Origin of the sequence: Yoonia rosea (assembly GCF_900156505.1) — a bacterium.
In the GTDB taxonomy this organism is placed as follows: domain Bacteria; phylum Pseudomonadota; class Alphaproteobacteria; order Rhodobacterales; family Rhodobacteraceae; genus Yoonia; species Yoonia rosea.
Map to the genome: position 1 here is coordinate 180,653 of NZ_FTPR01000001.1, position 22,928 is coordinate 203,580.

21 protein-coding genes are annotated in these 22,928 nt (G+C 57.2%); 11 read left to right on the forward strand and 10 right to left on the reverse strand.

Going from position 1 to position 22,928, the window contains the following annotated elements:
• Positions 1–98: 98 nt before the first annotated feature.
• The 8 genes from B0B09_RS00875 to B0B09_RS00910 all read left to right on the forward strand — a co-directional run bounded on the left by B0B09_RS00875 (position 99) and on the right by B0B09_RS00910 (position 11,155).
• Positions 99–977, forward strand: a complete 879-nt coding sequence (locus tag B0B09_RS00875; protein WP_242654383.1) for a D-alanine--D-alanine ligase — start codon at positions 99–101, stop codon at positions 975–977.
• Positions 965–1,864 carry a cell division protein FtsQ/DivIB gene (locus B0B09_RS00880; protein WP_076657971.1) on the forward strand — a complete coding sequence of 300 codons (900 nt, stop codon included), beginning with the start codon at positions 965–967 and terminating at the stop codon, positions 1,862–1,864. Before B0B09_RS00875 ends, B0B09_RS00880 begins: the two co-directional genes overlap by 13 nt.
• The gene (gene ftsA / locus B0B09_RS00885; protein ID WP_055292064.1) at positions 1,865–3,199 is read left to right on the forward strand and encodes a cell division protein FtsA; all 1,335 of its coding nucleotides are present in this window, start codon (positions 1,865–1,867) and stop codon (positions 3,197–3,199) included.
• 176 nt (positions 3,200–3,375) lie between these two features.
• Entirely contained in the window at positions 3,376–4,968 is a 1,593-nt protein-coding gene (gene ftsZ, locus B0B09_RS00890; RefSeq protein WP_055292066.1) for a cell division protein FtsZ, read from the forward strand.
• Between the two features lie 221 nt (positions 4,969–5,189).
• Positions 5,190–6,107: a UDP-3-O-acyl-N-acetylglucosamine deacetylase gene (gene lpxC / locus B0B09_RS00895; protein WP_076659717.1), complete on the forward strand. Its 918-nt coding sequence runs from the start codon at positions 5,190–5,192 to the stop codon at positions 6,105–6,107.
• 139 nt (positions 6,108–6,246) lie between these two features.
• On the forward strand, positions 6,247–7,095 hold the full coding sequence (locus tag B0B09_RS00900; RefSeq protein ID WP_076657972.1) for an outer membrane protein assembly factor BamD: 849 nt from the start codon (positions 6,247–6,249) through the stop codon (positions 7,093–7,095).
• 36 nt (positions 7,096–7,131) lie between these two features.
• A complete protein-coding gene (gene recN, locus B0B09_RS00905; RefSeq protein ID WP_076657973.1) occupies positions 7,132–8,784 on the forward strand; it encodes a DNA repair protein RecN in 1,653 nt (550 codons plus the stop codon).
• 760 nt (positions 8,785–9,544) lie between these two features.
• Positions 9,545–11,155, forward strand: coding sequence for a chloride channel protein (locus B0B09_RS00910; RefSeq protein WP_242654313.1), 1,611 nt, complete (start codon positions 9,545–9,547; stop codon positions 11,153–11,155).
• Here the strand turns inward: B0B09_RS00910 and B0B09_RS00915 are convergent.
• The 3 genes from B0B09_RS00915 to cobT form a co-directional block, all read right to left on the reverse strand.
• Positions 11,152–11,493: a DUF427 domain-containing protein gene (locus tag B0B09_RS00915; RefSeq protein WP_076657975.1), complete on the reverse strand. Its 342-nt coding sequence runs from the start codon at positions 11,491–11,493 to the stop codon at positions 11,152–11,154. The two genes, B0B09_RS00910 and B0B09_RS00915, sit on opposite strands and share 4 nt — an antisense overlap.
• Positions 11,494–11,568: 75 nt before the next feature.
• Positions 11,569–13,353 carry an aminopeptidase P family protein gene (locus tag B0B09_RS00920; RefSeq protein ID WP_076657976.1) on the reverse strand — a complete coding sequence of 595 codons (1,785 nt, stop codon included), beginning with the start codon at positions 13,351–13,353 and terminating at the stop codon, positions 11,569–11,571.
• Between the two features lie 67 nt (positions 13,354–13,420).
• The gene (gene cobT / locus B0B09_RS00925; RefSeq protein ID WP_076657977.1) at positions 13,421–15,298 is read right to left on the reverse strand and encodes a cobaltochelatase subunit CobT; all 1,878 of its coding nucleotides are present in this window, start codon (positions 15,296–15,298) and stop codon (positions 13,421–13,423) included.
• Between the two features lie 150 nt (positions 15,299–15,448).
• Between cobT and B0B09_RS00930 the strand changes: the two genes are divergently transcribed.
• Positions 15,449–16,033 (forward strand): NADPH-dependent FMN reductase, encoded by a 585-nt coding sequence (locus B0B09_RS00930; protein ID WP_076657978.1) that lies wholly within the window; start codon positions 15,449–15,451, stop codon positions 16,031–16,033.
• Between the two features lie 54 nt (positions 16,034–16,087).
• Here B0B09_RS00930 and B0B09_RS00935 read toward each other — a convergent pair whose 3' ends face one another.
• The 3 genes from B0B09_RS00935 to cobS all read right to left on the reverse strand — a co-directional run bounded on the left by B0B09_RS00935 (position 16,088) and on the right by cobS (position 18,017).
• Positions 16,088–16,447, reverse strand: coding sequence for a hypothetical protein (locus B0B09_RS00935; RefSeq protein WP_076657979.1), 360 nt, complete (start codon positions 16,445–16,447; stop codon positions 16,088–16,090).
• Between the two features lie 94 nt (positions 16,448–16,541).
• Positions 16,542–16,940, reverse strand: a complete 399-nt coding sequence (locus B0B09_RS00940; RefSeq protein WP_076657980.1) for a hypothetical protein — start codon at positions 16,938–16,940, stop codon at positions 16,542–16,544.
• Between the two features lie 90 nt (positions 16,941–17,030).
• Positions 17,031–18,017: a cobaltochelatase subunit CobS gene (cobS, locus tag B0B09_RS00945; RefSeq protein ID WP_055292081.1), complete on the reverse strand. Its 987-nt coding sequence runs from the start codon at positions 18,015–18,017 to the stop codon at positions 17,031–17,033.
• 516 nt (positions 18,018–18,533) lie between these two features.
• On the opposite strand from cobS, the gene B0B09_RS00950 reads away from it, so the two are divergent.
• The gene (locus B0B09_RS00950) at positions 18,534–19,007 is read left to right on the forward strand and encodes a hypothetical protein (RefSeq protein WP_131824977.1); all 474 of its coding nucleotides are present in this window, start codon (positions 18,534–18,536) and stop codon (positions 19,005–19,007) included.
• Between the two features lie 48 nt (positions 19,008–19,055).
• On the opposite strand, the gene B0B09_RS00955 is transcribed toward B0B09_RS00950, so the two are convergent.
• Positions 19,056–19,691 carry a J domain-containing protein gene (locus tag B0B09_RS00955; RefSeq protein ID WP_076657982.1) on the reverse strand — a complete coding sequence of 212 codons (636 nt, stop codon included), beginning with the start codon at positions 19,689–19,691 and terminating at the stop codon, positions 19,056–19,058.
• Between the two features lie 78 nt (positions 19,692–19,769).
• Here B0B09_RS00955 and B0B09_RS00960 point away from each other — a divergent pair, with 78 nt between their 5' ends.
• Positions 19,770–20,021, forward strand: a complete 252-nt coding sequence (locus B0B09_RS00960) for a BolA family protein (protein WP_076657983.1) — start codon at positions 19,770–19,772, stop codon at positions 20,019–20,021.
• On the opposite strand, the gene B0B09_RS00965 is transcribed toward B0B09_RS00960, so the two are convergent.
• The 3 genes from B0B09_RS00965 to B0B09_RS00975 all read right to left on the reverse strand — a co-directional run bounded on the left by B0B09_RS00965 (position 20,022) and on the right by B0B09_RS00975 (position 22,921).
• The gene (locus B0B09_RS00965; RefSeq protein ID WP_076657984.1) at positions 20,022–20,390 is read right to left on the reverse strand and encodes a DUF4177 domain-containing protein; all 369 of its coding nucleotides are present in this window, start codon (positions 20,388–20,390) and stop codon (positions 20,022–20,024) included.
• Positions 20,391–20,466: 76 nt separating this feature from the next.
• Positions 20,467–21,978, reverse strand: coding sequence for an Asp-tRNA(Asn)/Glu-tRNA(Gln) amidotransferase subunit GatB (gatB, locus tag B0B09_RS00970; protein WP_076657985.1), 1,512 nt, complete (start codon positions 21,976–21,978; stop codon positions 20,467–20,469).
• A gap of 73 nt (positions 21,979–22,051) precedes the next feature.
• Positions 22,052–22,921: a 1-acyl-sn-glycerol-3-phosphate acyltransferase gene (locus tag B0B09_RS00975; protein ID WP_076657986.1), complete on the reverse strand. Its 870-nt coding sequence runs from the start codon at positions 22,919–22,921 to the stop codon at positions 22,052–22,054.
• Between the last annotated feature and the right edge of the window lie 7 nt (positions 22,922–22,928).

Genomic DNA, 22,928 nt, shown 5'->3' on the forward strand with positions numbered 1-22,928 from the left:
CCGAGGCAAGGATCAAATCAATATGACAGGTCGCAAAAGACCTGCGTTTAAGGCGGTAGGGTATGTCGAGCAGGACAAACCCGAAAGTTGTTGTCCTGATGGGTGGCCCATCGGCTGAACGCGAAGTGTCGCTCAGCTCGGGCCGTGAATGTGCAGCGGCTTTACGGGAAGCAGAATGTGACGTGATGGAGGTCGATGCCGGCCCCGACGTCGCTGCGCGTTTGATCGAGATCGCACCCGATGTTGTCTTTAATGCGCTCCATGGGCGCTGGGGCGAGGACGGCGCGATACAGGGCGTTCTGGAATGGCTGAGAATTCCTTACACACATTCGGGTATTCTGGCCTCTGCACTGACATTGGATAAGCAGCGCACCAAAGATGTCTACCGCAAGGTCGGTCTGCCGGTTGTGGATAGTGTTCTGGCATCCGCCGATGCCGTGCGCGCGGCCCATGTCATGCCGCCGCCCTATGTGGTGAAGCCCTATAACGAAGGCTCCAGTGTCGGCATATACATCGTGGATGAAGCCGCAAATGGCCCGCCGCAACTGTCCGATGATATGCCCGAACGGGTGATGGTCGAGGCGTTTGCGCCGGGCCGTGAGTTGACCACGACAGTGATGGGCGACCGTGCGCTGACGGTCACCGATATCATCACCGACGGTTGGTATGACTATCACGCCAAATATGCGCCCGGCGGATCGCGGCACGAACTGCCGGCCAAAGTGCCCGCCGAGATTTTCGATGCCTGCATGGAATACGCCCTACGCGCGCATCAGGCGTTGGGCTGTCGCGGTGTCAGCCGGACCGATTTCCGCTGGGATGAAACCCGTGGAATTGACGGGCTGATCCTGCTGGAAACAAACACCCAGCCAGGGATGACCCCCACGTCTCTGACGCCCGAGCAGGCCGCCCATGTGGGTATATCATTCCCGCAGTTTTGCCGCTGGTTGGTGGAGGACGCGTCATGCGATCGCTGATCCGCCGTACTTCTCCCGCTGCGCTGCCGCGCGATCCTGCGCCGTCGCGTATGGGGTACCGTTATCAGCGGATGATGCTGACCCCTGGGTTTCGCGGGACCGTGCGGATCGGTGTGCCGATCCTGCTAATCGTGATCATTGCGGGCTCTTGGTATTCCAAACTCGAAAACCGTGCAGCGCTAGCTAAAACAATTGAAGAAACAAAACAGAGCTTTCAGGAACGCCCGCAATTCATGGTGCAAAGCATGAATGTGATCGGCGGTGATTTGTCAGTGCTGACAGAAGTGGCCGCGCTGCTGCCCTCTGATTTCCCCGTGTCGTCCTTTGATCTCGACCTCGAAAAAATCAGGACTGACATCGAAGCGCTGGATCCGATCAAATCGGCCTCTGTTCGCGTGGGGCAGGGAGGTGCGCTGGATGTGCGGCTCACCCCGCGTGTCCCGGTCGCGCTTTGGCGCGATGGCACTTTATTGCGGTTGATTGATGCCGATGGTGTGCAATCCGGCGAGATTGCCGCACGCGCTGACCGTCTTGATCTGCCGCTGATTGCAGGGGATGGGGCCGAAGACAACATCGCCGAGGCGCTGCGCCTCTTTGCGGCGGCGGGCCCTTTAATTGACCGTGTACGCGGACTTGTCCGCATGGGCGAGCGGCGCTGGGATATGGTGCTGGACCGTGATCAGCGGATCCTTCTGCCCAGCGAGAATCCTGTTGCTGCGCTGGATCGCGTGATCGCGCTGAATGATGCGCAGGACATGCTGAGCCGCGATGTTGCCGTTGTGGACATGCGCAATACCAACAGACCCACACTCCGGATGAACGAAGAGGCCGCAGAGGCCCTGCGCCGGAGTACAACAACAATAAGCACAAATGAGGCAGGTAACTAAATGGGCGATCTCTACGACAGCCAACGGGCAATGCGGCAAATGCGTAAGGCGGCGATGCAGCGGGGCGTCGTGGCCATTCTGGATGTGGGCACTTCCAAAATCGCCTGCCTGGTGCTGCGGTTTGACGGGCCAGAGCAGTTTCGCAGCAGCGACGGTGTCGGCTCACTTGCGGGGCAATCGCAGTTTCGCGTGATCGGTGCCGCAACCACAAGGTCGCGCGGTGTGCGCTTTGGCGAGATCGACGCGATGCAGGAAACCGAGCGCGCGATCCGTACGGCGGTACAGGCGGCGCAGAAAATGGCGAATGTCCGGGTGGATCACGTGATTGCCTGTTTGTCAGGCGCACGTCCGCGGTCTTACGGGCTTGATGGTACACTCGATGTCAGCGGCGGGATGGTCACCGAACAGGATATCAGTCAGGTCATGGCGTCCTGTGATGTGCCGGACTACGGCGCAGACCGCGAAGTGTTGCATGCACAGCCGGTGAACTTTGCTTTGGATCACCGCTCCGGTCTGGCCGATCCGCGTGGGCAGATCGGTAACCAGTTGAAAACCGATATGCATATGCTGACTGTGGACGCGACCGCGATCCACAATCTGTTTTACTGCATCAAGCGCTGTGATCTCGAACTCGCGGGGCTTGCCTCTTCGGCTTATGTCTCGGGCATGTCGTCTTTGGTCGAGGACGAGCAGGAACTGGGTGCGGCTTGTATTGATCTGGGCGGTGGGTCGACCGGTATCTCGGTCTTTATGAAGAAGCATATGATCTTTGCCGATAGCGTGCGGATGGGCGGTGATCACGTGACCTCTGATATCTCGATGGGTCTGCAAATCCCTGCGGCAACAGCGGAACGGATCAAGACATTTTATGGTGGCGTTGTGGCGACCGGCATGGATGACCGTGAAATGATCGAGATCGGTGGTGACACCGGCGACTGGGAACATGACCGCCGCACGGTCAGCCGCGCCGAATTGATCGGCATTATGCGCCCCCGTGTCGAAGAAATTCTGGAAGAAGTCCGCGAGCGTCTGGACGCGGCGGGTTTTGAGCATCTGCCGGGCCAGCAGATCGTGTTGACTGGTGGCGGCAGCCAGATTCCGGGGCTTGATGGATTGGCCAGCAAAATTCTGGGTCAACAGGTCCGTTTGGGGCGTCCGCTGCGCGTGCAGGGTTTGCCACAAGCCGCCATTGGCCCCGCGTTTTCCAGCGCTGTCGGGCTCACGCTCTTTGCAGCCAATCCGCAAGACGAATGGTGGGATTTCGAGATTCCGACAGAAAATTATCCCGCGAGATCGCTCAAAAGAGCGGTTAAATGGTTTAAAGATAACTGGTAATGCGCAAGATATTGCCCATGGGCCGAAATCCGGCGGTAAAGCCAAGATTTTTGTCCAGATTTGGTGGCGATTTTGTGTTTTTGTCGTGACCTTTCGGCATCACTTGGTTATTATGAGTCCCAATAAGCAGTAATGGCCCGCGGGCACGGGCAATTTTAAAACAGGCGGATCGCGTTATGACATTGAACCTCTCCCTTCCGGGACACGACGAACTGAAACCACGGATTACTGTGTTTGGTGTTGGTGGCGCGGGCGGCAACGCCGTGAACAACATGATCGAGCAACAGCTCGATGGCACTGAATTCGTTGTCGCCAATACCGACGCGCAAGCACTGCAGCAGTCGCGTGCCACTGCGAAAATCCAGATGGGTCTGAAGGTCACTGAAGGACTGGGCGCAGGGGCCCGTGCATCCGTCGGTGCAGCCGCTGCCGAAGAGAGCATCGAACAGATTGTTGATCACCTCGCGGGCGCGCACATGTGTTTCATCACCGCAGGCATGGGCGGCGGTACCGGAACCGGTGCGGCACCGATCATCGCGCAAGCTGCGCGTGAACTGGGCGTTCTGACCGTCGGTGTTGTGACCAAGCCCTTCCAGTTCGAAGGTGCAAAGCGCATGAAGCAGGCTGAAGAAGGCGTTGAAGCCCTTCAGAAAGTTGTCGACACGCTGATTATCATTCCGAACCAGAACCTTTTCCGTCTGGCGAATGAAAACACCACATTTACCGAAGCTTTCGCGCTGGCCGATGACGTGCTTTACCAAGGTGTCAAAGGCGTGACCGACCTGATGGTCCGTCCGGGCCTGATCAACCTTGATTTCGCCGATGTGCGCGCTGTCATGGACGAGATGGGCAAGGCGATGATGGGTACCGGCGAAGCCGAAGGCGAAAACCGTGCCATTCAAGCCGCCGAAAAGGCCATCGCGAACCCGCTTCTGGATGAGATTTCGCTGGAAGGTGCAAAGGGTGTGTTGATCAATATCACAGGTGGCTATGACCTGACGCTCTTTGAACTGGACGAAGCCGCCAACAAGATCCGCGAAAAGGTTGATGGCGATGCGAACATTATCGTCGGTTCGACACTTGATCCAAGCATGGAAGGCCGGATGCGTGTGTCTGTTGTTGCCACAGGTATTGACGCGCTGGCCAAGACGACAGTGACACCTGTGCCACGTCGTTCGATGGCGGCTCCGCTTGCTCCTGTTGCTGAAGTTGCTGCGCATGTTGAAGAGACACTGCACGAAGTGCCGGCCGCAACCGTTGCCGAACCTGTCGCGCAAGAGCGGACGCTTTTCGAGGAATTCGAAGCTCCTGCGCCGGTGCAGGAACAACCAGCGGCGGCCTCTCAACCGGCACCACAGCCACGGGCCGTTGCCGATGATCTGCCGCCGCCTGCATACACGCCGCGCCAAGAGCCGGAAATGACCGAAGCCGACAACTTTGTTGCACCACGTGCAGCAGCGGCGCCGGGAACACCTTCACCCGAGGCGCTTGCCCGCCTGCAGGCCGCTGTAAACCGCGTTCCCAATAGTGGTGGCGCGGTCCCACAGCAGCGGACATCCGCGCCCGCATCTGCAACGACGGAAGCCGATAAACCGCGCTTCGGGATCAACTCTTTGATCAATCGCATGACGGGTGCACAGGCCGAGGCTGCGCCGCGTCAACCAGCACGTGCGCAGCCACAGGTTACCGCGCTTCGCGAGGAACCAGAGCACAATGAGGAGCAGGATAAGATCGAAATTCCTGCATTCTTGCGCCGTCAGGCAAACTAAGCGCAGCGCTCATGTTGCGTTGATGTTACGTCAACGTTGATAAGAAGGCCGCCCTCGTGCGGCCTTTTTTGTATCTTTGCCAAGGGCTTATGCGGGCAACATTCAAATCGCGATCGTTTGTAACACAAGTGTTTCAGTCCGTCGCAAAGAGTGAGTTGAGTGATGTGACCTCGCACCATAATTGTGAAGGACAGAAAAATTGCTGCAAGGGCGAAACAGGCGTGCAAACGACACTGACATCTGACGTTGTTTTTGAGGGTACTGGTTTGCACTCGGGCGAAGCTGTGCGTGTCGTTCTCAAACCCGCAGCGGCCAACACAGGTATCGTTTTCCGCCGGACCGATATTGCGGGCCAGCCCAAGCTGCCTGCCGATTTTCGCAATGTGATTGTCTCGCCGCTGAATACACGTCTCAGCAATGACACCGGTGCGATCGTTTCGACGATTGAACACCTTATGGCGGCACTTGCCGGTTGCGGTGTGCATAACGTGCTGATCGACATTGATGGACCAGAAGTGCCAATCCTTGACGGCAGCGCGGCCAGCTTTGTGCGCGGGATCGTGGCGGCGGGTCTGGTGCGCTTGTCAGCACCATTAAAGGCGATTGAGATTCTACGTGACGTCGAAGTGAGTGATGGTGAGGCATGCGCAAAGCTGTCGCCCTCCACCACGCTGCAGATCGATTTTGAAATTGCCTTTGCCGATGCCGCGATTGGCCGTCAACACAAGACATTGAATATGGCCAATGGGGCTTTTGTCCGCGAACTTTGCGATAGCCGGACATTCTGCCGCGCGGCTGATGTTGATGCCATGCGCGCAAATGGGCTTGCCTTGGGCGGCACCTACGAAAATGCGGTGGTTGTTGATGGCGACAAGGTACTGACTCCCGGTGGTCTGCGCCACGCCGATGAGGCTGTGCGCCACAAGATGCTTGATGCCTTGGGCGATCTCTACACCGCGGGTGCGCCGATCCTTGGGCGCTACACAGGTGCGCGTGCAGGTCATGCGATGACGAACAAGCTGTTGCATGCCTTGTTTGAGCAACCCGACGCATGGCGTTTTGTGACCTGTGATGTGCAGATCGCGGCCCGTTTGCCAGGCGTGGGCGTCAGTTTGGCTGATCTGGACGCAGTCGCCTAAATCCTACCCCGCACCGACAGTTGATCACCAGTGCTGTCAAAAGGCATTTTGCACCCGATTTTTCTATGTTAGACCAAGGCGAAACGACGCGGGGCTACTCCGCAGGTCAAGCAGCCATTGTGTGAGTGAGGACGCGAAAATGTCAGTCAAGAAGGGCACCGCCAGCCGTTGGGTGTTTCGCGTTGGCGCCGCCGTCAGCTTGGCCGTTTTGGTGGCCTGTAGCACCGAAACAAGCGGTGAACCGCTGGATAGCCTCAGCGCACAAGAGATTTTTGAACGCGGTGAGCGGCAGATCGAGAACGGCAATCCGGATAATGCAGCCTTTACATTTGGCGAAATTGAACGGCTTTACCCCTATTCGGAATTCGCAGAGCGTGCGCTGATCATGCAGGCCTTTGCCTATCATCGCGATGAAGACTACCCGAACAGCCGCGCCTCGGCGCAGCGCTATCTGGATTTCTATCCCGCCGAAGAAGATGCCGCCTATGCGGCCTATCTTTTGGCACTCTCATATTATGATCAGATTGATGAAGTCGGTCGCGATCAGGGTCTGACCTTTCAGGCCTTGCAGTCCCTGCGCCGCGTGATCGAGCAGTATCCAGACAGTGAGTACGCACGCACATCAGTGCTCAAGTTCGATCTTGCTTTCGATCACCTTGCCGCCAAAGAGATGGAGATCGGGCGTTTCTACCTCAAGCGTGGCCACTATGTTGCTGCCGCCAACCGGTTCCGTACGGTGGTTGAGGATTTCCAGACCACAACCCACACGCCTGAGGCGCTGCACCGTCTGGTGGAAAGCTACCTGTCTTTGGGCCTCGTCGAAGAGGCACAAACCGCTGGTGCGATTCTGGGCTATAACTACCAATCTAGCGAATGGTACGAATCCAGTTTTGCTTTGCTCACAGGCAGGGGTCTGGCTGCTGAGGCTGCGGGCGACAACTGGCTGGCCTCGATTTACCGGCAGGTGTTGCTTGGTGAGTGGTTGTAATCATCGCGGGGACATCCCCGCCCTTTGGGCTCTGACATGCTCCGCGGATTAGACATCAGGGACATGCTGATCATTGACCGGTTGGAACTTGCGTTTCAGCCGGGCTTGAACGTGCTGACTGGTGAAACCGGTGCGGGGAAATCCATCTTGCTTGATGCTTTGGGCTTTGTGTTGGGCTGGCGTGGCCGTGCCGAATTGGTCAGGCAGGGGGCAGACCAGGGCGAGGTGACAGCATGGTTTGATCTACCCGCAGGTCATGCGGCGCATGCCGTGCTGGAGCAGGCAGGGATTGCGGCAGAAGACGAGCTGATCTTGCGCCGGATCAACACACGTGACGGCCGCAAGACAGCATGGGTGAACGACCGCCGCGTGAGTGGCGAGGTCCTGCGCAATCTTTCCGAGACGTTGGTTGAATTGCACGGACAGCACGATGACCGCGGCTTGCTGAACCCGCGCGGTCACCGCCAGATGCTCGACAGTTACGCGGACCTTGGCGCTTTTCTGGACACAACGCGAGACAGCTGGCGCGCGCTTTCTGCTGCACTGCGCAGGCTGGAAGCCACAGAAGCAAAAATCGCCGAGGCGCGTGCGGAAGAGGATTTCCTGCGCCATGCTGTGGCAGAGCTGGATGCCTTGGCCCCAGAGGCCGGTGAGGAAGCAACGCTTGATGTCCAGCGCCGCCTGATGCAGGCCGCAGAAAAGATTCGCACCGATATTGCAAAGGCGGCCGAGGCGCTGGGACTGCAAGGCGCCGAAGGCCTGGTTGGTGATGCGTCGCGCTGGTTGCAAGGTGTGGCAGGCGATGCCGAGGGGCGGCTGGATGCGCCGCTTGAGGCGCTTGAGCGCGTTATGATCGGATTGGATGAGGCGCAGCGGCAAGTATCGGATTGTCTGGACGCCTTGTCTTTCAACACCTCTGAATTGGAAGAGGTGGAGGAGCGCCTCTTTGCCATCCGGGGTCTTGCGCGCAAGCATGGTGTTCTGCCTGATGACCTAAGTGATTTTGCAGATGAATTGCGCGGCCGTTTGGCGGTCTTGGATGATGGCGCGCGTGATCTTGCGGCGCAGAAGGCTGCGGTGAGCGCGGCAAGGGCGGCCTATGATGATGCGGCACAGACGCTACGCACCAAACGCCGGACAGCTGCCGAGAAGCTTGATGCCGCAATGGCCAAGGAGTTGGCACCGCTCAAGATGGAACGGGCGGTTTTCGCCACATTGATGACAGACGCAGAGCAACCCGGCCCCGATGGGATCGACACAGTGGCCTTTACGGTTGCCACCAACCCCGGTGCGCCGGCCGGCCCGTTGAACAAGATTGCCTCGGGCGGTGAGCTGAGCCGTTTCCTTTTGGCCTTGAAGGTATGCCTGACACAGGACGCCAATGGGCTGACGATGATCTTTGATGAAATTGATCGCGGTGTGGGTGGTGCAACCGCTGATGCCGTCGGGCGACGCTTGGCAGAGCTTGCGGCAGACGGGCAGGTGCTCGTGGTGACACACTCACCCCAGGTGGCCGCCCTTGGTGGGCATCACTGGCGTGTTGAAAAGCAACAGACCGCTGATATGACCCGCTCGACGGTTGTGCCTTTGGACGCAGATGCAAGGGTGGATGAAATTGCCAGAATGTTGTCAGGCGACAAGGTAACAGAGGCGGCAAAGGACGCTGCACGCGCGCTGATTAATACCTGAAAATGAAATGGGCGCCGCAATCAAGCGACGCCCTGAACATTCACCGGTTACCATTCCCACTCGTACTTGCACGTCTCGGCCACTCACCTCCGCGACATACATTGTTCATTTTCCGAGGACCTAAATCGGCCCTCAAATACCAAAAAGTGCTTTGCGATAGTTCTGAGCAAGCACTCTCTCACTCACCACAGTCCGAGGCCGAAACACACCTCTTGACATAAAGTTACCATACTGACACGCCTGAGCAACCTATCCCAAAGTATATCAGCATTGCTGACCTAACTATCGAGGGTTGCAAATCTTATCTGCTGTCGCAGACACTACTTCTTCTGCTTCATTGCCAACATTGCATCAAAATAACTGAATATTTATACTTGGCTGCTAGGCTGTGAACATTTCATGCTGTATTTCAGGAAGATGTAAGAAATAGTATTTTGGATGAACAATTCATCCACAGGTAGATTTTGTGCGGCATGTCAGCGCAATCTAACCGCTTAATGTTTTTCGCAAGATAGCGTTCATCGCTGCAATCTTGCAGTGCCAAATCCGGCAATCACTGCGAATCGCGCCTGAATTTCTGCTTGGAAGCCCTTAGTGCATGACTTAGACCTGCAGGGGCGGCCATGTCACAAGGGCTGCAAGTTGCATGTCCGCCAAAGCCACCGGCAAGAGAGCAAACTTGATGGGGAAGTCAGCCAGAGCGTTGCTAGAGCAAGGGATTGCTGGTGTTGCGACGACTTGCAGAGATGCCGCAGTGGTCATGAAGACCCACGGTCCCAACCAAATCCAGTTCTGGTTTATCGCACTCGCGATCGGAATTGCCGCAGGGTTTGCTGCTGTGCTGTTCCGGCTTGGAATCTATGCAATTCAAACCACCGCCTATGGGACCGATGACGTCTTGACGCTGCATTCGTTTGCCGCGGGGCTGGCATGGTATCAGGTCCTGCTTATTCCCATCTGCGGCGGCTTGATCGTTGGTCTGATCCTTGATCGTTTCACAGATGATGGCCGCGTCCGTTCGGTGGCTGATGTGATCGAGGGTGCCGCCTTGTCGGAAGGCCGCGTCGAAGTACGGCGGGGCCTTGCTTCTGCAGCGGCTTCCATGATTACCCTCTCAACGGGCGGCTCGTCCGGCCGAGAAGGTCCGGTGGTCCACCTTGCCGCGGTTATTTCGACAGCCGTGTGTCGCTGGATCAACGCCAACGGCATCACGGGGCGCGATCTTTTGGGCTGCGCTGTTGCGGCCGCAGTTTCGGCCAGCTTTAACGCGCCCATTGCAGGGGCGCTCTTTGCGCTGGAAGTTGTCTTGCGGCACTTTGCTGTGCATGCTTTCGCCCCCATTGTGATTGCCTCTGCCGCAGGGACCGTCATCAACCGTCTGACTTTCGGAGATGTGACGGAATTTACGCTCTCGGGCCAGAACGCGCTGGCGTTTTATGTCGAACTGCCTGCCTTTCTGATTCTCGGGCTGGTCTGCGGGTTTGTTGCAGTGGCATTGATCAAGGCGATTTTCTGGGCCGAAGATCTTGGCACTTACCTGCAAAAGGAAACCGGCGTTCCCCGCTACCTGCGGCCCGCGATTGCGGGCGCACTTTTGGGCGGGCTTGCCATCTGGTGGCCGCACATCATTGGTGTTGGTTATGAGACGACCTCTTTGGCGCTGACAGGCGAGTTGTTGTGGCATGAAGCAATCGTCTTTGCTGTGCTCAAGGTCGTAGCCGTGGCGATCACAATGGGGGGGCGCATGGGGGGCGGGGTGTTTTCACCCTCACTCATGGTGGGCGCGCTGACCGGCCTTGCATTTGGTATTATCGCAACGGCGATCTTTCCCAATGTGTCTGGCAGCGGCACGCTCTATGCGCTTGCGGGTATGGGGGCCGTCGCCGCCGCTGTTCTCGGTGCGCCAATATCGACCACGTTGATCGTGTTCGAGCTGACAGGTGACTGGCAGACAGGTCTGGCTGTGATGGTCGCTGTCTCGCTCTCTTCGGCACTATCGTCGCGTTTGATCGACCGCTCTTTCTTTCTCACACAGCTTGAACGGCGCAACGTGCATCTGGCGGCAGGGCCGCAGGCCTATTTGCTCGCGACTTTCAAAGTGTCCTCAATCATGCGTGAAATGGATGCCACGAATGCGGCGGAAGAGGACGCTTGCTGGGATATGATCCGCGATGGCGTCTATATTGATGGGAACGCGACGCTGGAACAGGCCATGCCCATGTTTGACGGCGGTGGGCACCGTTTTATCCCTGTGGTCACTTTGGGGGGCGAAGATGCCCCACCAGAGCTTTGGGGGGGTCTGTTCCATGTCGATGCTCTGCGCGCGATGAACCGTGCTTTGTCAGAGACAGCCGCCGAAGAACACTCCTAGACCTGCTCGACTGCCACTTTGTCGGTATAGAAGGCCAGATGCTCTTTGATCTGGGCGACGGAATCTTTTGGATTTTCATACGACCACGCCGCATTGGCGATTGGCCCGCTTTTCGCTTCTATCGTAAAGAAGCTGGCTTCACCCTTGTAGGGACAGGTCGAGTTCAGGTCTGTGCGCTCAAGAAATGCCATCGCAAGATCAGCGCGGGGGAAATAGATTACAGGCGGGTAATCCCCTTCGACAAGTTCAAGCGCATTGGTGCTTTCGCCAATTACAGCACCCGCTGCGCGCACGACCCAAGTCCCCGTCGCGGGACGAATTTTGATATGATCAGCCATGGTCGCTTCCTTTTCATTAGACGACCTGCCACGGGAACACCCAAGCAGGTTCAGTATGCCTAGCAGTACGCTATCTCAGAGTGGCGCGCAGGCTTTTGCCAGCCAATCCTGGGTTTGTGTATCCAGTCGCGGCGCCAGAAGCGCAAATGTATCGCTATGATAACGATCAATCCAGTCCCGTTCTGCATGTGTCAGTAGGTCGGCGTCAATCAGACGCCTGTCGAACGGAACATAGGTCAGCGTTTCAAAAGACAACATCTCGCGCGCGTCAGCACCGCTCAGGGCAGGGGCATCGACTGTGACGATCAGGTTTTCAATGCGGATCCCGAATGCGCCTTCACGATAATAACCCGGTTCATTGGACAGGATCATACCCGCCTTGAGCGCCACCTCAGACCGCCGCGAAATCCCCTGCGGGCCTTCGTGTACGCTCAGATAGCTGCCAACACCGTGGCCGGTGCCGTGGTCATAATCCATGCCCGCCATCCACAGTGGTGCGCGCGCCAGCGCATCAAGATGCTGCCCGCCTACGCCTTGGGGAAAGCGAATCCGGCTGATTGCGATCATGCCTTGCAGCACGCGGGTATAGCAGGCGCGTTGTTCTTCCGTCGGTGTGCCAATCGCGATTGTGCGCGTGATATCGGTTGTGCCGTCGATATACTGGCCACCACTGTCTACCAGCAAAAGCTCACCGATCTGGACAGGCCGGTTCGTCTTCTCGCTGACGCGGTAGTGGACAATCGCCCCGTTCGGGCCAGACCCGCAGATCGTCTCGAAACTGATGTCGCGGAGTGCATTGGTCTGCGTGCGGAACCCTTCCAGCGCTTTGACCACATCAATCTCTGTCAGAGCGCCTTTCGGCGCCTCTGTATCGAGCCACGAAAGAAATTGCACCATCGCCACCGCGTCACGCGCGTGGGCGGCCTTTGAACCTGCAATCTCGGTCGGGTTCTTGCAGGCCTTTGGCAGGATGCAAGGGTCTTGGCCCTGCACGACGTCACAGCCTGCCTCTTTGAGGGTGGACGCTACGATGTCAGGGCAGGTCCGCGTGTCGATCAGGACTTTGCCTTGAAGGCTGGTCAGTGCCGGTATGAAATCACCAAAGTCATGCACCGTCACATCCGGACCCAGATGGTCTGCAATCTCGGCGGTCTTGCCTGCACCGGCAAAAAGATCAACGCGGCCGCTTTGGTGAAGGATCGCAAAGGCCTGTGGCACGGGATTGCGGGCAATATCCGTGCCGCGGATGTTCAAAAGCCACGCGATGCTGTCGGGCAGTGTCAGCACCGCCGCAGTCTCTTTCAGTGCAGCCGAAAGGCGCGCGCGTTTTGCGTCATGGGCCTCACCCGCATGTTCCAGCGCGTGGGCTGTGAAAGGGGCTGATGGGGCGGCAGGTTGATCCGCCCAGATCGCATCGACCAGATTATCCGTGGTCACCAGTTCAAAACCGGAAAGCTTTTCCCGCAACCCCGCAATCTCGGAGACCGTGTGTAGCCATGGATCATAGGCCAGCTTTCCACCGTTCGGCCTTTGCGCGGGCAACCAGTCCGCCAATTGCGTCTCAGGCCAATGGACAGGGGTGAAATCATCCGCGACCTGCGCACGGACCTGCACGCGGTAACGTCCGTCGATGAACACACCTGCCACGTCAGAGAGCACAGCACAAAACCCTGCCGATCCGGAAAAGCCTGTCAGCCACTCCAGACGCGCATCACGCGGGGCGACATATTCGCCCTGATGGGCATCGGCACGAGGGACGAGAAACACATCAACACCCCGTTGCGCCATCAAGGCGCGCAGAGATGCCAGCCGTGGTGGGCCTTGTTCAGGTGAAGATGACGCTTCAAAACTTTGAAACATTTCAAAAATCCCACTTTTCTTTGTGTTTGTGCTCTGCGCTGGGGGCCTAAGACGTTCCGATCACACCCTAGCTGGCCCGACGCATCCCCATGACGCGGGCGCGTTTGCGCGGATCGCTGTCAAAGAGGCTTGCCAGCTGTTCGGTCATCGCCCCGGCCAGTTGTTCGACATCGGTGATCGTCACCGCACGTTCGTAATAGCGGGTCACGTCATGGCCGATCCCCACCGCGACAAGTTCGACCGCTTTGCGTTTCTCGACCATCGCGATGACGTCGCGCAGGTGTTTTTCAAGATAATTGGCGGGGTTCACAGACAGGGTTGAATCGTCAACCGGCGCGCCATCTGAAATCACCATCAGGATTTTCCGCTGCTCTTGGCGGCCCGCGATACGGCGGTGCGCCCATTCCAGCGCCTCTCCGTCGATATTCTCTTTCAGCAGGCCCTCTTTCATCATCAGCCCAAGGTTGGGCCGTGTTCTGCGCCAAGGTGCATCTGCGGATTTATAGACGATATGGCGCAGGTCGTTCAGACGGCCTGGGGTGGCGACGCGCCCGTCGCCCAACCATTTTTCGCGGCTCTGTCCGCCTTTCCATGCTTTGGTGGTAAAGCCCAGGATCTCGACCTTCACGTCGCAGCGTTCCAAGGTGCGTGCCATCACATCAGCGCAGATCGCCGCGATCGAAATCGGACGCCCGCGCATGGACCCCGAGTTATCCAGCAAAAGGGTCACGACAGTGTCACGGAAATCGGTGTCTTTCTCGACCTTGAAGGACAATGGCGTCGTCGGTGATGCCACGACACGGGCAAGGCGGCCTGCGTCCAGAATACCCTCTTCGCGGTCGAATTCCCAAGACCGGTTCTGCTGGGCCTGCAGGCGGCGTTGCAGCTTATTGGCCAAACGTGACACGGCACCTTTCAGCGGCTCAAGCTGCTGGTCAAGATACGCGCGCAGGCGTTCCAGCTCGACCGGTTCGGCCAAGTCCTCGGCGGCGATTTCCTCGTCAAACTCGGTTGTGAATACGCGGTAGTCAGGATCGGCATCGGACACAGGCTGTGGGGCAGGCGGTTCCAGCGGGGCCTCGCCCTCGGGCATCTCGGCCTCTTCGCCCATTTCGGCGTCGGCCTGATCATCCATGCTGACCTGCGCCTGACTTGCGTCCTGGCTGTCTTCTTGGCTCTGCTCGGGCGTGCCTTCGGCCTCTTCGCCTTCGCTGTCATCCTCGCCGGTGCTATCGGGTTCGTCCTGATCGTCGCTGCCATCTTCGGCTTCATCGTCCTGATCATCATCGAGGCTGTCAGGATCATCCCCCAACTGATCGCCATAGCCCATATCGCTGATCAGCTGGCGGGCAAATTTCGCGAATGCCTGCTGGTCATTCAGGGTCTCTTGGAGGTCTTCCAGTGTGTCGCCGCAGTGATCCTCGATAAACCCCTGCCAGAGCTCCATGACATTCTGCGCACCTTTAGGCAGGTCACGTCCCGTAGCAAGGTGGCGGATCAGATAACCGGCCGCGACCGCCAAAGGTGCGTCAGAGGCTTGGGTGATCTGCTCATAGCCCTTGCGCATCGCCTCATTGCCGATCTTGGCGTCAATATTGCCTGCGGTGCCCGGCATATGCTGCGCACCGACGGCTTCGATGCGGGCCGTCTCCATCGCCTCATAGAGGTCTTGCGCCATCTGGCCCTGCGGCATGTAGCGTGCCGAAACCTTGGGGTCGTGGAATTTGTGCCGCAACGCATAGGCATCGGCGGTGCCGCGCGCCAAAAGCACCTCGTCCCGTGTCATGCGGCGCGAGACCTGCGGCAGGCGGATCGTGTCTGCTGTCTGGCCTGCGGGATCAACCGAATAGGTGACGGCCAGGTCAGGATCATCCGCCATGACTTTCGTCGCTTCGGCGAGCGCTTTCTTGAACGGGTCAGCAGGATTGTCAGATGGCTTTTGCATAGCACCGATAAACCACCGGATGCCCGCAGGAGCAAGAGGGACGGCACATCTATCCTATTTTTGCACAGGGGCTGTGTCGTGGTGTGCCTATGCGGAACAGGGGGCGCCGCCTAAATCAAAATCACAACAATTCACCGTTTGGAGATTACCATGACTGTAAAACCAAAAATTGCCCTCATTATCGGTTCCACACGCCAGACCCGTTTCGCCGATAAGCCCGCCGCCTGGATGCTCAAGCAAGCGCAGGCGCGCGATGATATGGAAGTCGAGCTTGTCGACCTGCGTGACTTTGACCTGCCGCTCTTTGATGAGCCGGCCAGCAACCTGTGGATGCCATCCAGCGATCAACGTGCTGTCAAATGGCAGGACAAGATCGGCGAATTCGACGGCTATATCTTTGTTGTCGCAGAATATAACCGCTCGATCACCGGCGCTTTGAAGAACGCGCTTGATCAGGCCTACAACGAATGGAACCGCAAGCCGATGTCCGCGATCGCCTATGGTTCAGTGGGTGGAACGCGTGCGCTTGAGCATCTGCGCAACATCGCAGTGGAACTGCAGATGGTGCCAACCCGCAATGCCGTTCACATTGGCGGCAGTGATTTCTTTGCCGTGCACCCGCTGGGCGCAAACGCCGAGATCGACACAATCGCGGATCACCTGTCGGCGTCAGTGACTGCAACGCTGGATGATGTCGTCTGGTGGGCCAATGCCACGAAGGCCGCACGCGGCTAAATGCTGTGGCGCAGAGTGGGTTATGTCCTGCCCTGCGCCGCGAAATTTGCCGGACTACGCGACAGGATCAATTTCAAAAGTGATTTTCGCTTCGGGCGCAATCTCGAACGGATCTTCGGCCAGTTCGTGAAGGGTGACCAGTTCGGCAACACCGGGCAAAACAGCGCCTGTGTCATCGACCAAAGCAAGGCGCGGACGGTAGATTTTCCCACCGATCTCGATTTCGCCTTCATCAAAAAGATAGGCCAATTCGGTCAAAATCCCTTCCACGTTCGCCTTTGCGATGTCTTCGGGCATGTTTTCGGCGAAGAGGGGTAGCAACACCTGTGCCATCAAGGCTGTTGTAGATTCAGCAAGGTCTTCATGGCTTGGTACATAATCTGCTGGCAGTTCTGCCCCGATTTTCATCTTCATGATTGGCTCCGGTCTGTTTCGTATCGCCCCACTATCATGCGTAGAAAAGACACTTCGTTATGACAAGTCTTTGTTTACAGCCTGCCCCAGCAATCTAGCTGAGCAAAAGCCCCGTGCATTCCTGTTCAAAGCGGCCTGCTTGAGTGCGTGCCCATGCGGCATCGCGGGTGTCAGTGTTAAAGCTTGCGCGGCGCAAAAGGGCGGCTTGGGCCACCTTCGCCGAGATGCGCCATTGCAACACTTCGCCCCTGCGTTCTGCGGGCATGACTGCCTCGACCAGTTCAAGCACTGCGTCGCGGAGGTCTTCAGTGTGTTCTGATGCAGGGCCATCAAACATCCACTGATGTTCCATGACGGCCGACAAACGACCGGCGCAGGTGGCAAATGTTCTTAATTGTTCATCAATATCAATGGATTGTGCGGACGTAGCAGAGGCGCTGGAGAGCGCCACCACAAGGGCCAGACGATGTGCAATAGTTTTCATACCGCTCATACATAAAGCATGACGGTAAATTTAATGCCTATCAATCGGGCATTTTGAAAACAGTCTGTCCGCTACTTGCTGCCGGACGGACCGCGTTCTTTACCCGAGGCTCAGGCTCGCAGCACTTTCAGGCAGTTCTTCGTCGAAGCACCGCTGATAGAATTCGGCAACGGTCTGGCGCTCTAGCTCGTCACATTTGTTGAGGAACGACAAGCGGAAGGCGTAGCCCACATTCTGGAAAATGCGCGTATTCTCGGCCCAGGCCAGAACAGTCCGTGGTGACATGACGGTCGACAGGTCGCCGTTCATAAAGGCGGTCCGTGTCAGGTCTGCGACAGTCACCATCTGGCTGATCGTCTTGCGGCCCTTCTCTGTATTGAAGTGCGGTGACTTGGACAGGATGATCGCGGCCTCAGCGTCGTGGCTGAGATAGTTCAGCGTTGCGACAAGGGACCAGCGGTCCATCTGTGCTTGGTTGATCTGTTGGGTGCCGTGGTAAAGGCCGGTTGTGTCGCCCAGACCAACGGTGTTTGCCGTGGCGAAAAGGCGGAAATAGGGGTTGGGCGTGATGATCTCGTTCTGATCCATCAGTGTCAGCTTGCCGTCGGTTTCCAGAACGCGCTGGATCACGAACATCACGTCGGCACGGCCCGCGTCATATTCATCAAACACGATTGCAACAGGGTTGCGCAGCGCCCATGGCAGGATGCCTTCGTGGAATTCCGTCACCTGCACGCCATCGCGCAGTTTGATCGCGTCCTTACCAATCAGGTCGATCCGGCTGATATGGCTATCAAGGTTCACGCGCACACAGGGCCAGTTCAGGCGTGCAGCCACCTGTTCGATATGCGTCGATTTACCTGTGCCGTGATAGCCCTGGATCATGACGCGGCGGTTATATCCAAAACCTGCAAGGATTGCCAAAGTCGTATCGGGATCAAACTTATAGGTGCTGTCGACTTCAGGCACGCGGTCGGTCCGCTCGGCAAAGCCCTTGATGTGCATATCGCTGTCGATGCCAAAGACTTCGCGGACCGAGATCTCTTCGGTGGGTTTTGCTTGCATGTCAGTCATACCATCCGCCATTTCCGGTGCCTTTATCTTTCGTCAAATCCGTTGAAGACCGAGATGCAACATAACGCGCCCCGCTGCAAGGGAAAGGGCGCATTGGTCTGCTGGGAGGCGCAAGACTGGACAGATTGCGGGTTGGCTCTGCGTCCATGCCGAATCGCTTTGTGCTTGATTCGCGCCTCGGAGTGCGCGGCCGATTGTGTGGTTTGCGGGAGAGAGTAAATGAAACCTTAACGTCGGAGAGGCTAAATAGGAGTGATTGTTTCTAATATATATAACTAAAGTTCAAATTTGATAATATTGTTCTCAAATATGCGACTATTTCTGTTTTGTTCTTGAGATTTTGGCCGTTTTGTGGCAACTTTTTGCCTATAGATTATCCTCTGGTTGTGACAAATTGCACAGAACCAACCTTAAGTCCCTGTGTAAATGGTCGTTGTATAAAGAGTAATGGGGGTCAACGCGATGTTTACGCGTTTTACGGAAAAAGTGTATCTCACACGGGAACGGCGGCCATGTGCATTCGGTTGCATGTCAATTGTTGCACTGACTGCACTTGTGACAGTTTTGGTCATGATGGGGCTTGAAGCCCCTTACACGCTTCAACTCACAGCATCGAACGCCACGTATTGGGTGGTTTGCGCGGGCGCGCTGAGTGGTGCAATTGCACTCTATTTTGCGCGTGGCTGGATGGGCGCGCTCGGCGCTCTGGGCTTTGCAAGGGCCATTGTCGGCAGCCTCGCGATTGCGGTGATTGCTTCTATCGTGGCCGGGACGCTGATTGAACCTGCTGGCGGCACGGTCTACGCACCGATCTTGATGGTGTCAGCATTCATCGCGCAACCTTGGATCGCCGCGATCTGGTTTGCGGGGGTGCTTGGCGCGCATTATTTGATGGCGTCCGTACAAGACGATCTGGATTACGGTTACTCAGGGCGCACTGGTCGGCTTGCAACCGACGAGCTGAGCTCACTGTCACGTGTGAATTTGTATCGGCGCAGCTGATTTTCTGAATGATTGTGCAATAATGATGAAAGGCGCCTGCGGGCGCCTTTAGTCTTTGTCGCGGAAGTTACGGCTGACCTTGATCTGATCCCACGCCCAGACAACCTCTGACAGTTGTTCTTCCTGGCTGCGGTCGCCGCCGTTCATGTCAGGGTGCAGAACCTTGATCAAAGCCTTATAGGCTTTGCGGATTTCCTGTTTCGACATGTTGTCCTTGGCGTCAAGAATCTCGATTGCGCGCCGCTCTGTCGGAGGCAGTTTGCGCCCGACAGCAGCACCACGGCCTGGATTGCGGGTCGCGTTCTCACCCAGCACTTGATGCGGGTCATCGACCCCCAAGCGCGCCCATGCGGCCTCTTCGACCGTGCGTTTGAAGGGCTTGGTCGGGCGATCCCACACGCGGTCACTGTCCATCTGCGCGGCCAGCTCGGCCTCGGATGTCGTGTCGAAAAAGTTCCACTTCAGATTGTACTCACGCACGTGCTGCTGACAGAACCAGAAGTAATCATCCAGAACATCGGGTGACTTCGGCGCGCGATACTTGCCCGCCTCTTCACAGCCCTCATGATCACAAACCCGCGTTGATGTCTCGGACGCACCGGACATCCCACGCCGCCCGCGCGGGTTTTTTTTCTTCGAACTCGACACGGACATGTCGAAACCAAAGGGATCATCTTTTTTCATTCTCTGTCTTACCTTTTCGACTCGAAGAAGTAACATTAAACTCTGCAGCAAAAGATTGAAGAGGGCAGAGGAAAAATAATGGCACTTGAAACAGAAATTCGCGCAGCGCTTGGCGGGCTTGCGCCCGAGCATCTTGACGTGATCAACGAAAGTGCCTTGCACAGCGGACATTCTGGCGATGACGGTTCAGGCGAAAGCCATTGGCGTATCGTGATCAAGGCCGCAAGTCTGGACAATATGTCGCGTATTGCACGCCACCGCGCGATCCACAGCGCGCTGGGTCAGGATATTATCGGGCGCATCCACGCCCTTGCCATCGATATTCAGTAATTACTGGGCCGCAACATCGGGTGGGGGGGGCGATGGTTTCTCTGCCTCGGGCTTTGCCGGTGCAACGATTTTCTTCTGCACCGTTGGCTTAGGGGCCTGTGCGCTGACCGCTGGTGCAGGGCGCGGCGTTTTGGCGATCTCTTTTGTGCGACGAAACACAAGCATGTTTTGATAGACAGTCGTCTTGCTCATCAAACCCTCGCGTTGTTCGCTCGGAAGCGTGTCTGCGCGCAAGTATTCCCAGCCGTCGCGGGCAAGGTCGTTCATCGCGGTTTCCAGCGCCAGCGCAAACCGGTCTTCTGCGGATTTCACGCCTTTGGCTTTGAGCCCGCGCAGCGGAGCAGGAACGACTTTGTATTCATAGGTCATGGCAATACCCTTAATTTATCCTGACGGATGTACCAAAACTGGCAGAGACTGCCAACGCATTCCGCGTTCCGGGGCATTAAATGCCCAATTTCGCCGATACGATCTGGTTCACAGCCGCAGGGTTTGCCTTGCCGCCGGTTGCTTTCATGACTTGCCCCACAAACCAGCCCACGAGTTTCGGGTTGGCCTGCGCTTTTTCCACCTGTGCGGGGTTGGCGGCGATAATCTCGTCCACCGCAGCCTCGATCGCACCTGTATCGGTGACCTGTTTCATGCCTTCGGTTTCGACGATTTCGGCAGGGTTACGGCCCGTTGTGTAGCAGATTTCAAACACATCCTTGGCAATTTTGCCGCTGATGTCGCCTGCCTTGATCAGACCAATCAGCTCGCCCAGTTGTGCGGCTGACACAGGGCTGTCCTCAATGCTGTGGTCTTCTTTTTTCAGACGTCCGAAAAGTTCGTTGATGACCCAGTTGGCGGCAAGTTTTCCGTCGCGCCCTTCTGCGACTTTTTCAAAATATTCTGCGTTTACCACTTCTGCGGTCAAAACCGACGCATCATAGTCGGACAGGCCAAAGTCTTTGATAAAACGTGCTTTTTTCTGGTCGGGCAGCTCGGGCAGTGCGGCTTTGATGTCATCCACCCAAGCTTGCTCGATCTCCAAAGGCAGCAAATCGGGATCAGGGAAGTAGCGGTAGTCATGCGCCTCTTCCTTGGACCGCATGGAGCGTGTCTCGTTCTTGTCGGGATCATAAAGGCGGGTTTCCTGGACCACCTCTTTGCCGTCCTCGATCAGTGCGATCTGGCGGCGGGCCTCATAATCAATCGCCATCTGGATAAAGCGCATCGAGTTCATGTTCTTGATCTCGCAGCGGGTGCCAAGGTGGCTGAAATCCTGCGTCGCCTGATATTTTTCGTAATCGCCGGGGCGGCAGACCGACACGTTGACGTCGGCGCGCAGGTTGCCGTTCTGCATGTTGCCGTCGCAGGTGCCCAGATAGCGCAGGATCTGGCGCAGTTTGAGCACATAGGCCGCAGCCTCTTCGGGGCCGCGAATATCGGGGCGGCTGACAATCTCCATCAGCGCCACACCGGTGCGGTTGAGGTCCACAAAGGACATATGCGGGTCCATGTCGTGGATGGATTTACCTGCGTCCTGTTCAAGGTGGATACGCTCGATCCGTACCTTGCGCGCCTGACCGTTGCCCATTTCGACTAAGACTTCACCTTCACCGACAATCGGGTGGTAAAGCTGGGAAATCTGATAACCCTGCGGCAGGTCGGGATAGAAATAGTTCTTGCGGTCAAAGGCCGACACCAAATTGATCTGAGCGTTCAGCCCCAGACCTGTTTTCACCGCTTGTGCGACACAACCTTCGTTGATCACAGGCAACATGCCCGGCATGCCTGCATCAACGAATGCCACGTTGCTGTTGGGTTCTGCGCCGAATTGCGTGGACGCGCCCGAGAAAAGCTTGGCTTTGGTCGCGACCTGCGCGTGCACCTCAAGGCCGATCACCAGTTCCCAATCGCTGGTGGCGCCAGCAATCACTTTGGGGGTCGGGGCTTCATAGGTGAGGTCGAGCATCAGGCGCTTCCTTTTACTTGGGATACGTTCATGTAAAAGAAGGCGGGGGCAGCTTCAAGAGAACATCATGGCTCTAGTCAAGTTGCGTGCGGCGTGCCCAAGCGCGCGATGTTGACACAAGGTTCACTGCAGGCGCGTGTTTGCCCCCCAAAGCCAGTGTTGCCCTGCGCAACATGGCGATCCCGTCTTCGGAATTGCGCGGGATCGCTGCGGAAGAGATCGGCTCGCCCACCGTGACCTGAAAGGGCTGCCGTGCTTTATTCAGGGTCTCGTGGAACAGGGTGATGTCGCGCATCGTCGGGTGTATTTTGTCAAACAAATAAAAGAGCGCAGAATTGCGGGCCTGAATGTTGACGGGGATCACGGGCACATCAAACTTGTGCGCCAGCATTGCAGCCGATGCCATCCACGGACGCTCATGCAGGCGCAGGCCGCGCCGTTTTGCCAGACGCCCCGAAGGAAAGATGATCCCAAGGCGGCCAGCGGCGGTGGCTTCGCGCACATAAGCCATCGTTGCGCGGGTTTTGGCATGGCTGCGGTGTTCTTTGCGCCATTCAACCGGCGCAATCATCGCGTCCATCTGCGGAAAAACCCGCAGGATATCACGATTGGCAAAGAAATAGGCGTCAGGCCGCATTGCTGCGATCAAGCCATGCAGGATGATCCCGTCGGCGATTCCCGTGGGGTGGTTGGCAACAATGAGCGCAGGTCCATGGGTCGGAATATGCCCAAGGCCGCTGGCCGTGACCATTGTTGAGAGGCGCGCGGCCATTTGATCCATGATCTCATTGGCGGGCGCATCTTGCAGAGATGTGGCGATTTCGACGGTTTTATCGTATCCCAGCAACCTGTGCAGGCATCGTCTGGCGATACCTGTGCCAAGCCTATTGCTATACAGCCAAGGCGCGCGTTCAGCGATCAGCGGTTCAATCCGGTCTTCCATCTCTTAT

Bases quoted from the DNA above. Each gene is read 5' to 3' on its own strand.
- B0B09_RS00875 (WP_242654383.1), top strand. From the start codon at position 99: ATGGGTGGCCCATCGGCTGAACGCGAAGTGTCGCTCAGCTCGGGCCGT.
- B0B09_RS00880 (WP_076657971.1), top strand. From the start codon at position 965: ATGCGATCGCTGATCCGCCGTACTTCTCCCGCTGCGCTGCCGCGCGAT.
- ftsA (WP_055292064.1), top strand. From the start codon at position 1,865: ATGGGCGATCTCTACGACAGCCAACGGGCAATGCGGCAAATGCGTAAG.
- ftsZ (WP_055292066.1), top strand. From the start codon at position 3,376: ATGACATTGAACCTCTCCCTTCCGGGACACGACGAACTGAAACCACGG.
- B0B09_RS00900 (WP_076657972.1), top strand. From the start codon at position 6,247: ATGTCAGTCAAGAAGGGCACCGCCAGCCGTTGGGTGTTTCGCGTTGGC.
- recN (WP_076657973.1), top strand. From the start codon at position 7,132: ATGCTCCGCGGATTAGACATCAGGGACATGCTGATCATTGACCGGTTG.
- B0B09_RS00910 (WP_242654313.1), top strand. From the start codon at position 9,545: ATGAAGACCCACGGTCCCAACCAAATCCAGTTCTGGTTTATCGCACTC.
- B0B09_RS00915 (WP_076657975.1), bottom strand. From the start codon at position 11,493: ATGGCTGATCATATCAAAATTCGTCCCGCGACGGGGACTTGGGTCGTG.
- B0B09_RS00920 (WP_076657976.1), bottom strand. From the start codon at position 13,353: ATGTTTCAAAGTTTTGAAGCGTCATCTTCACCTGAACAAGGCCCACCA.
- cobT (WP_076657977.1), bottom strand. From the start codon at position 15,298: ATGCAAAAGCCATCTGACAATCCTGCTGACCCGTTCAAGAAAGCGCTC.
- B0B09_RS00930 (WP_076657978.1), top strand. From the start codon at position 15,449: ATGACTGTAAAACCAAAAATTGCCCTCATTATCGGTTCCACACGCCAG.
- B0B09_RS00935 (WP_076657979.1), bottom strand. From the start codon at position 16,447: ATGAAGATGAAAATCGGGGCAGAACTGCCAGCAGATTATGTACCAAGC.
- B0B09_RS00940 (WP_076657980.1), bottom strand. From the start codon at position 16,940: ATGAGCGGTATGAAAACTATTGCACATCGTCTGGCCCTTGTGGTGGCG.
- cobS (WP_055292081.1), bottom strand. From the start codon at position 18,017: ATGGCGGATGGTATGACTGACATGCAAGCAAAACCCACCGAAGAGATC.
- B0B09_RS00950 (WP_131824977.1), top strand. From the start codon at position 18,534: ATGTCAATTGTTGCACTGACTGCACTTGTGACAGTTTTGGTCATGATG.
- B0B09_RS00955 (WP_076657982.1), bottom strand. From the start codon at position 19,691: ATGAAAAAAGATGATCCCTTTGGTTTCGACATGTCCGTGTCGAGTTCG.
- B0B09_RS00960 (WP_076657983.1), top strand. From the start codon at position 19,770: ATGGCACTTGAAACAGAAATTCGCGCAGCGCTTGGCGGGCTTGCGCCC.
- B0B09_RS00965 (WP_076657984.1), bottom strand. From the start codon at position 20,390: ATGACCTATGAATACAAAGTCGTTCCTGCTCCGCTGCGCGGGCTCAAA.
- gatB (WP_076657985.1), bottom strand. From the start codon at position 21,978: ATGCTCGACCTCACCTATGAAGCCCCGACCCCCAAAGTGATTGCTGGC.
- B0B09_RS00975 (WP_076657986.1), bottom strand. From the start codon at position 22,921: ATGGAAGACCGGATTGAACCGCTGATCGCTGAACGCGCGCCTTGGCTG.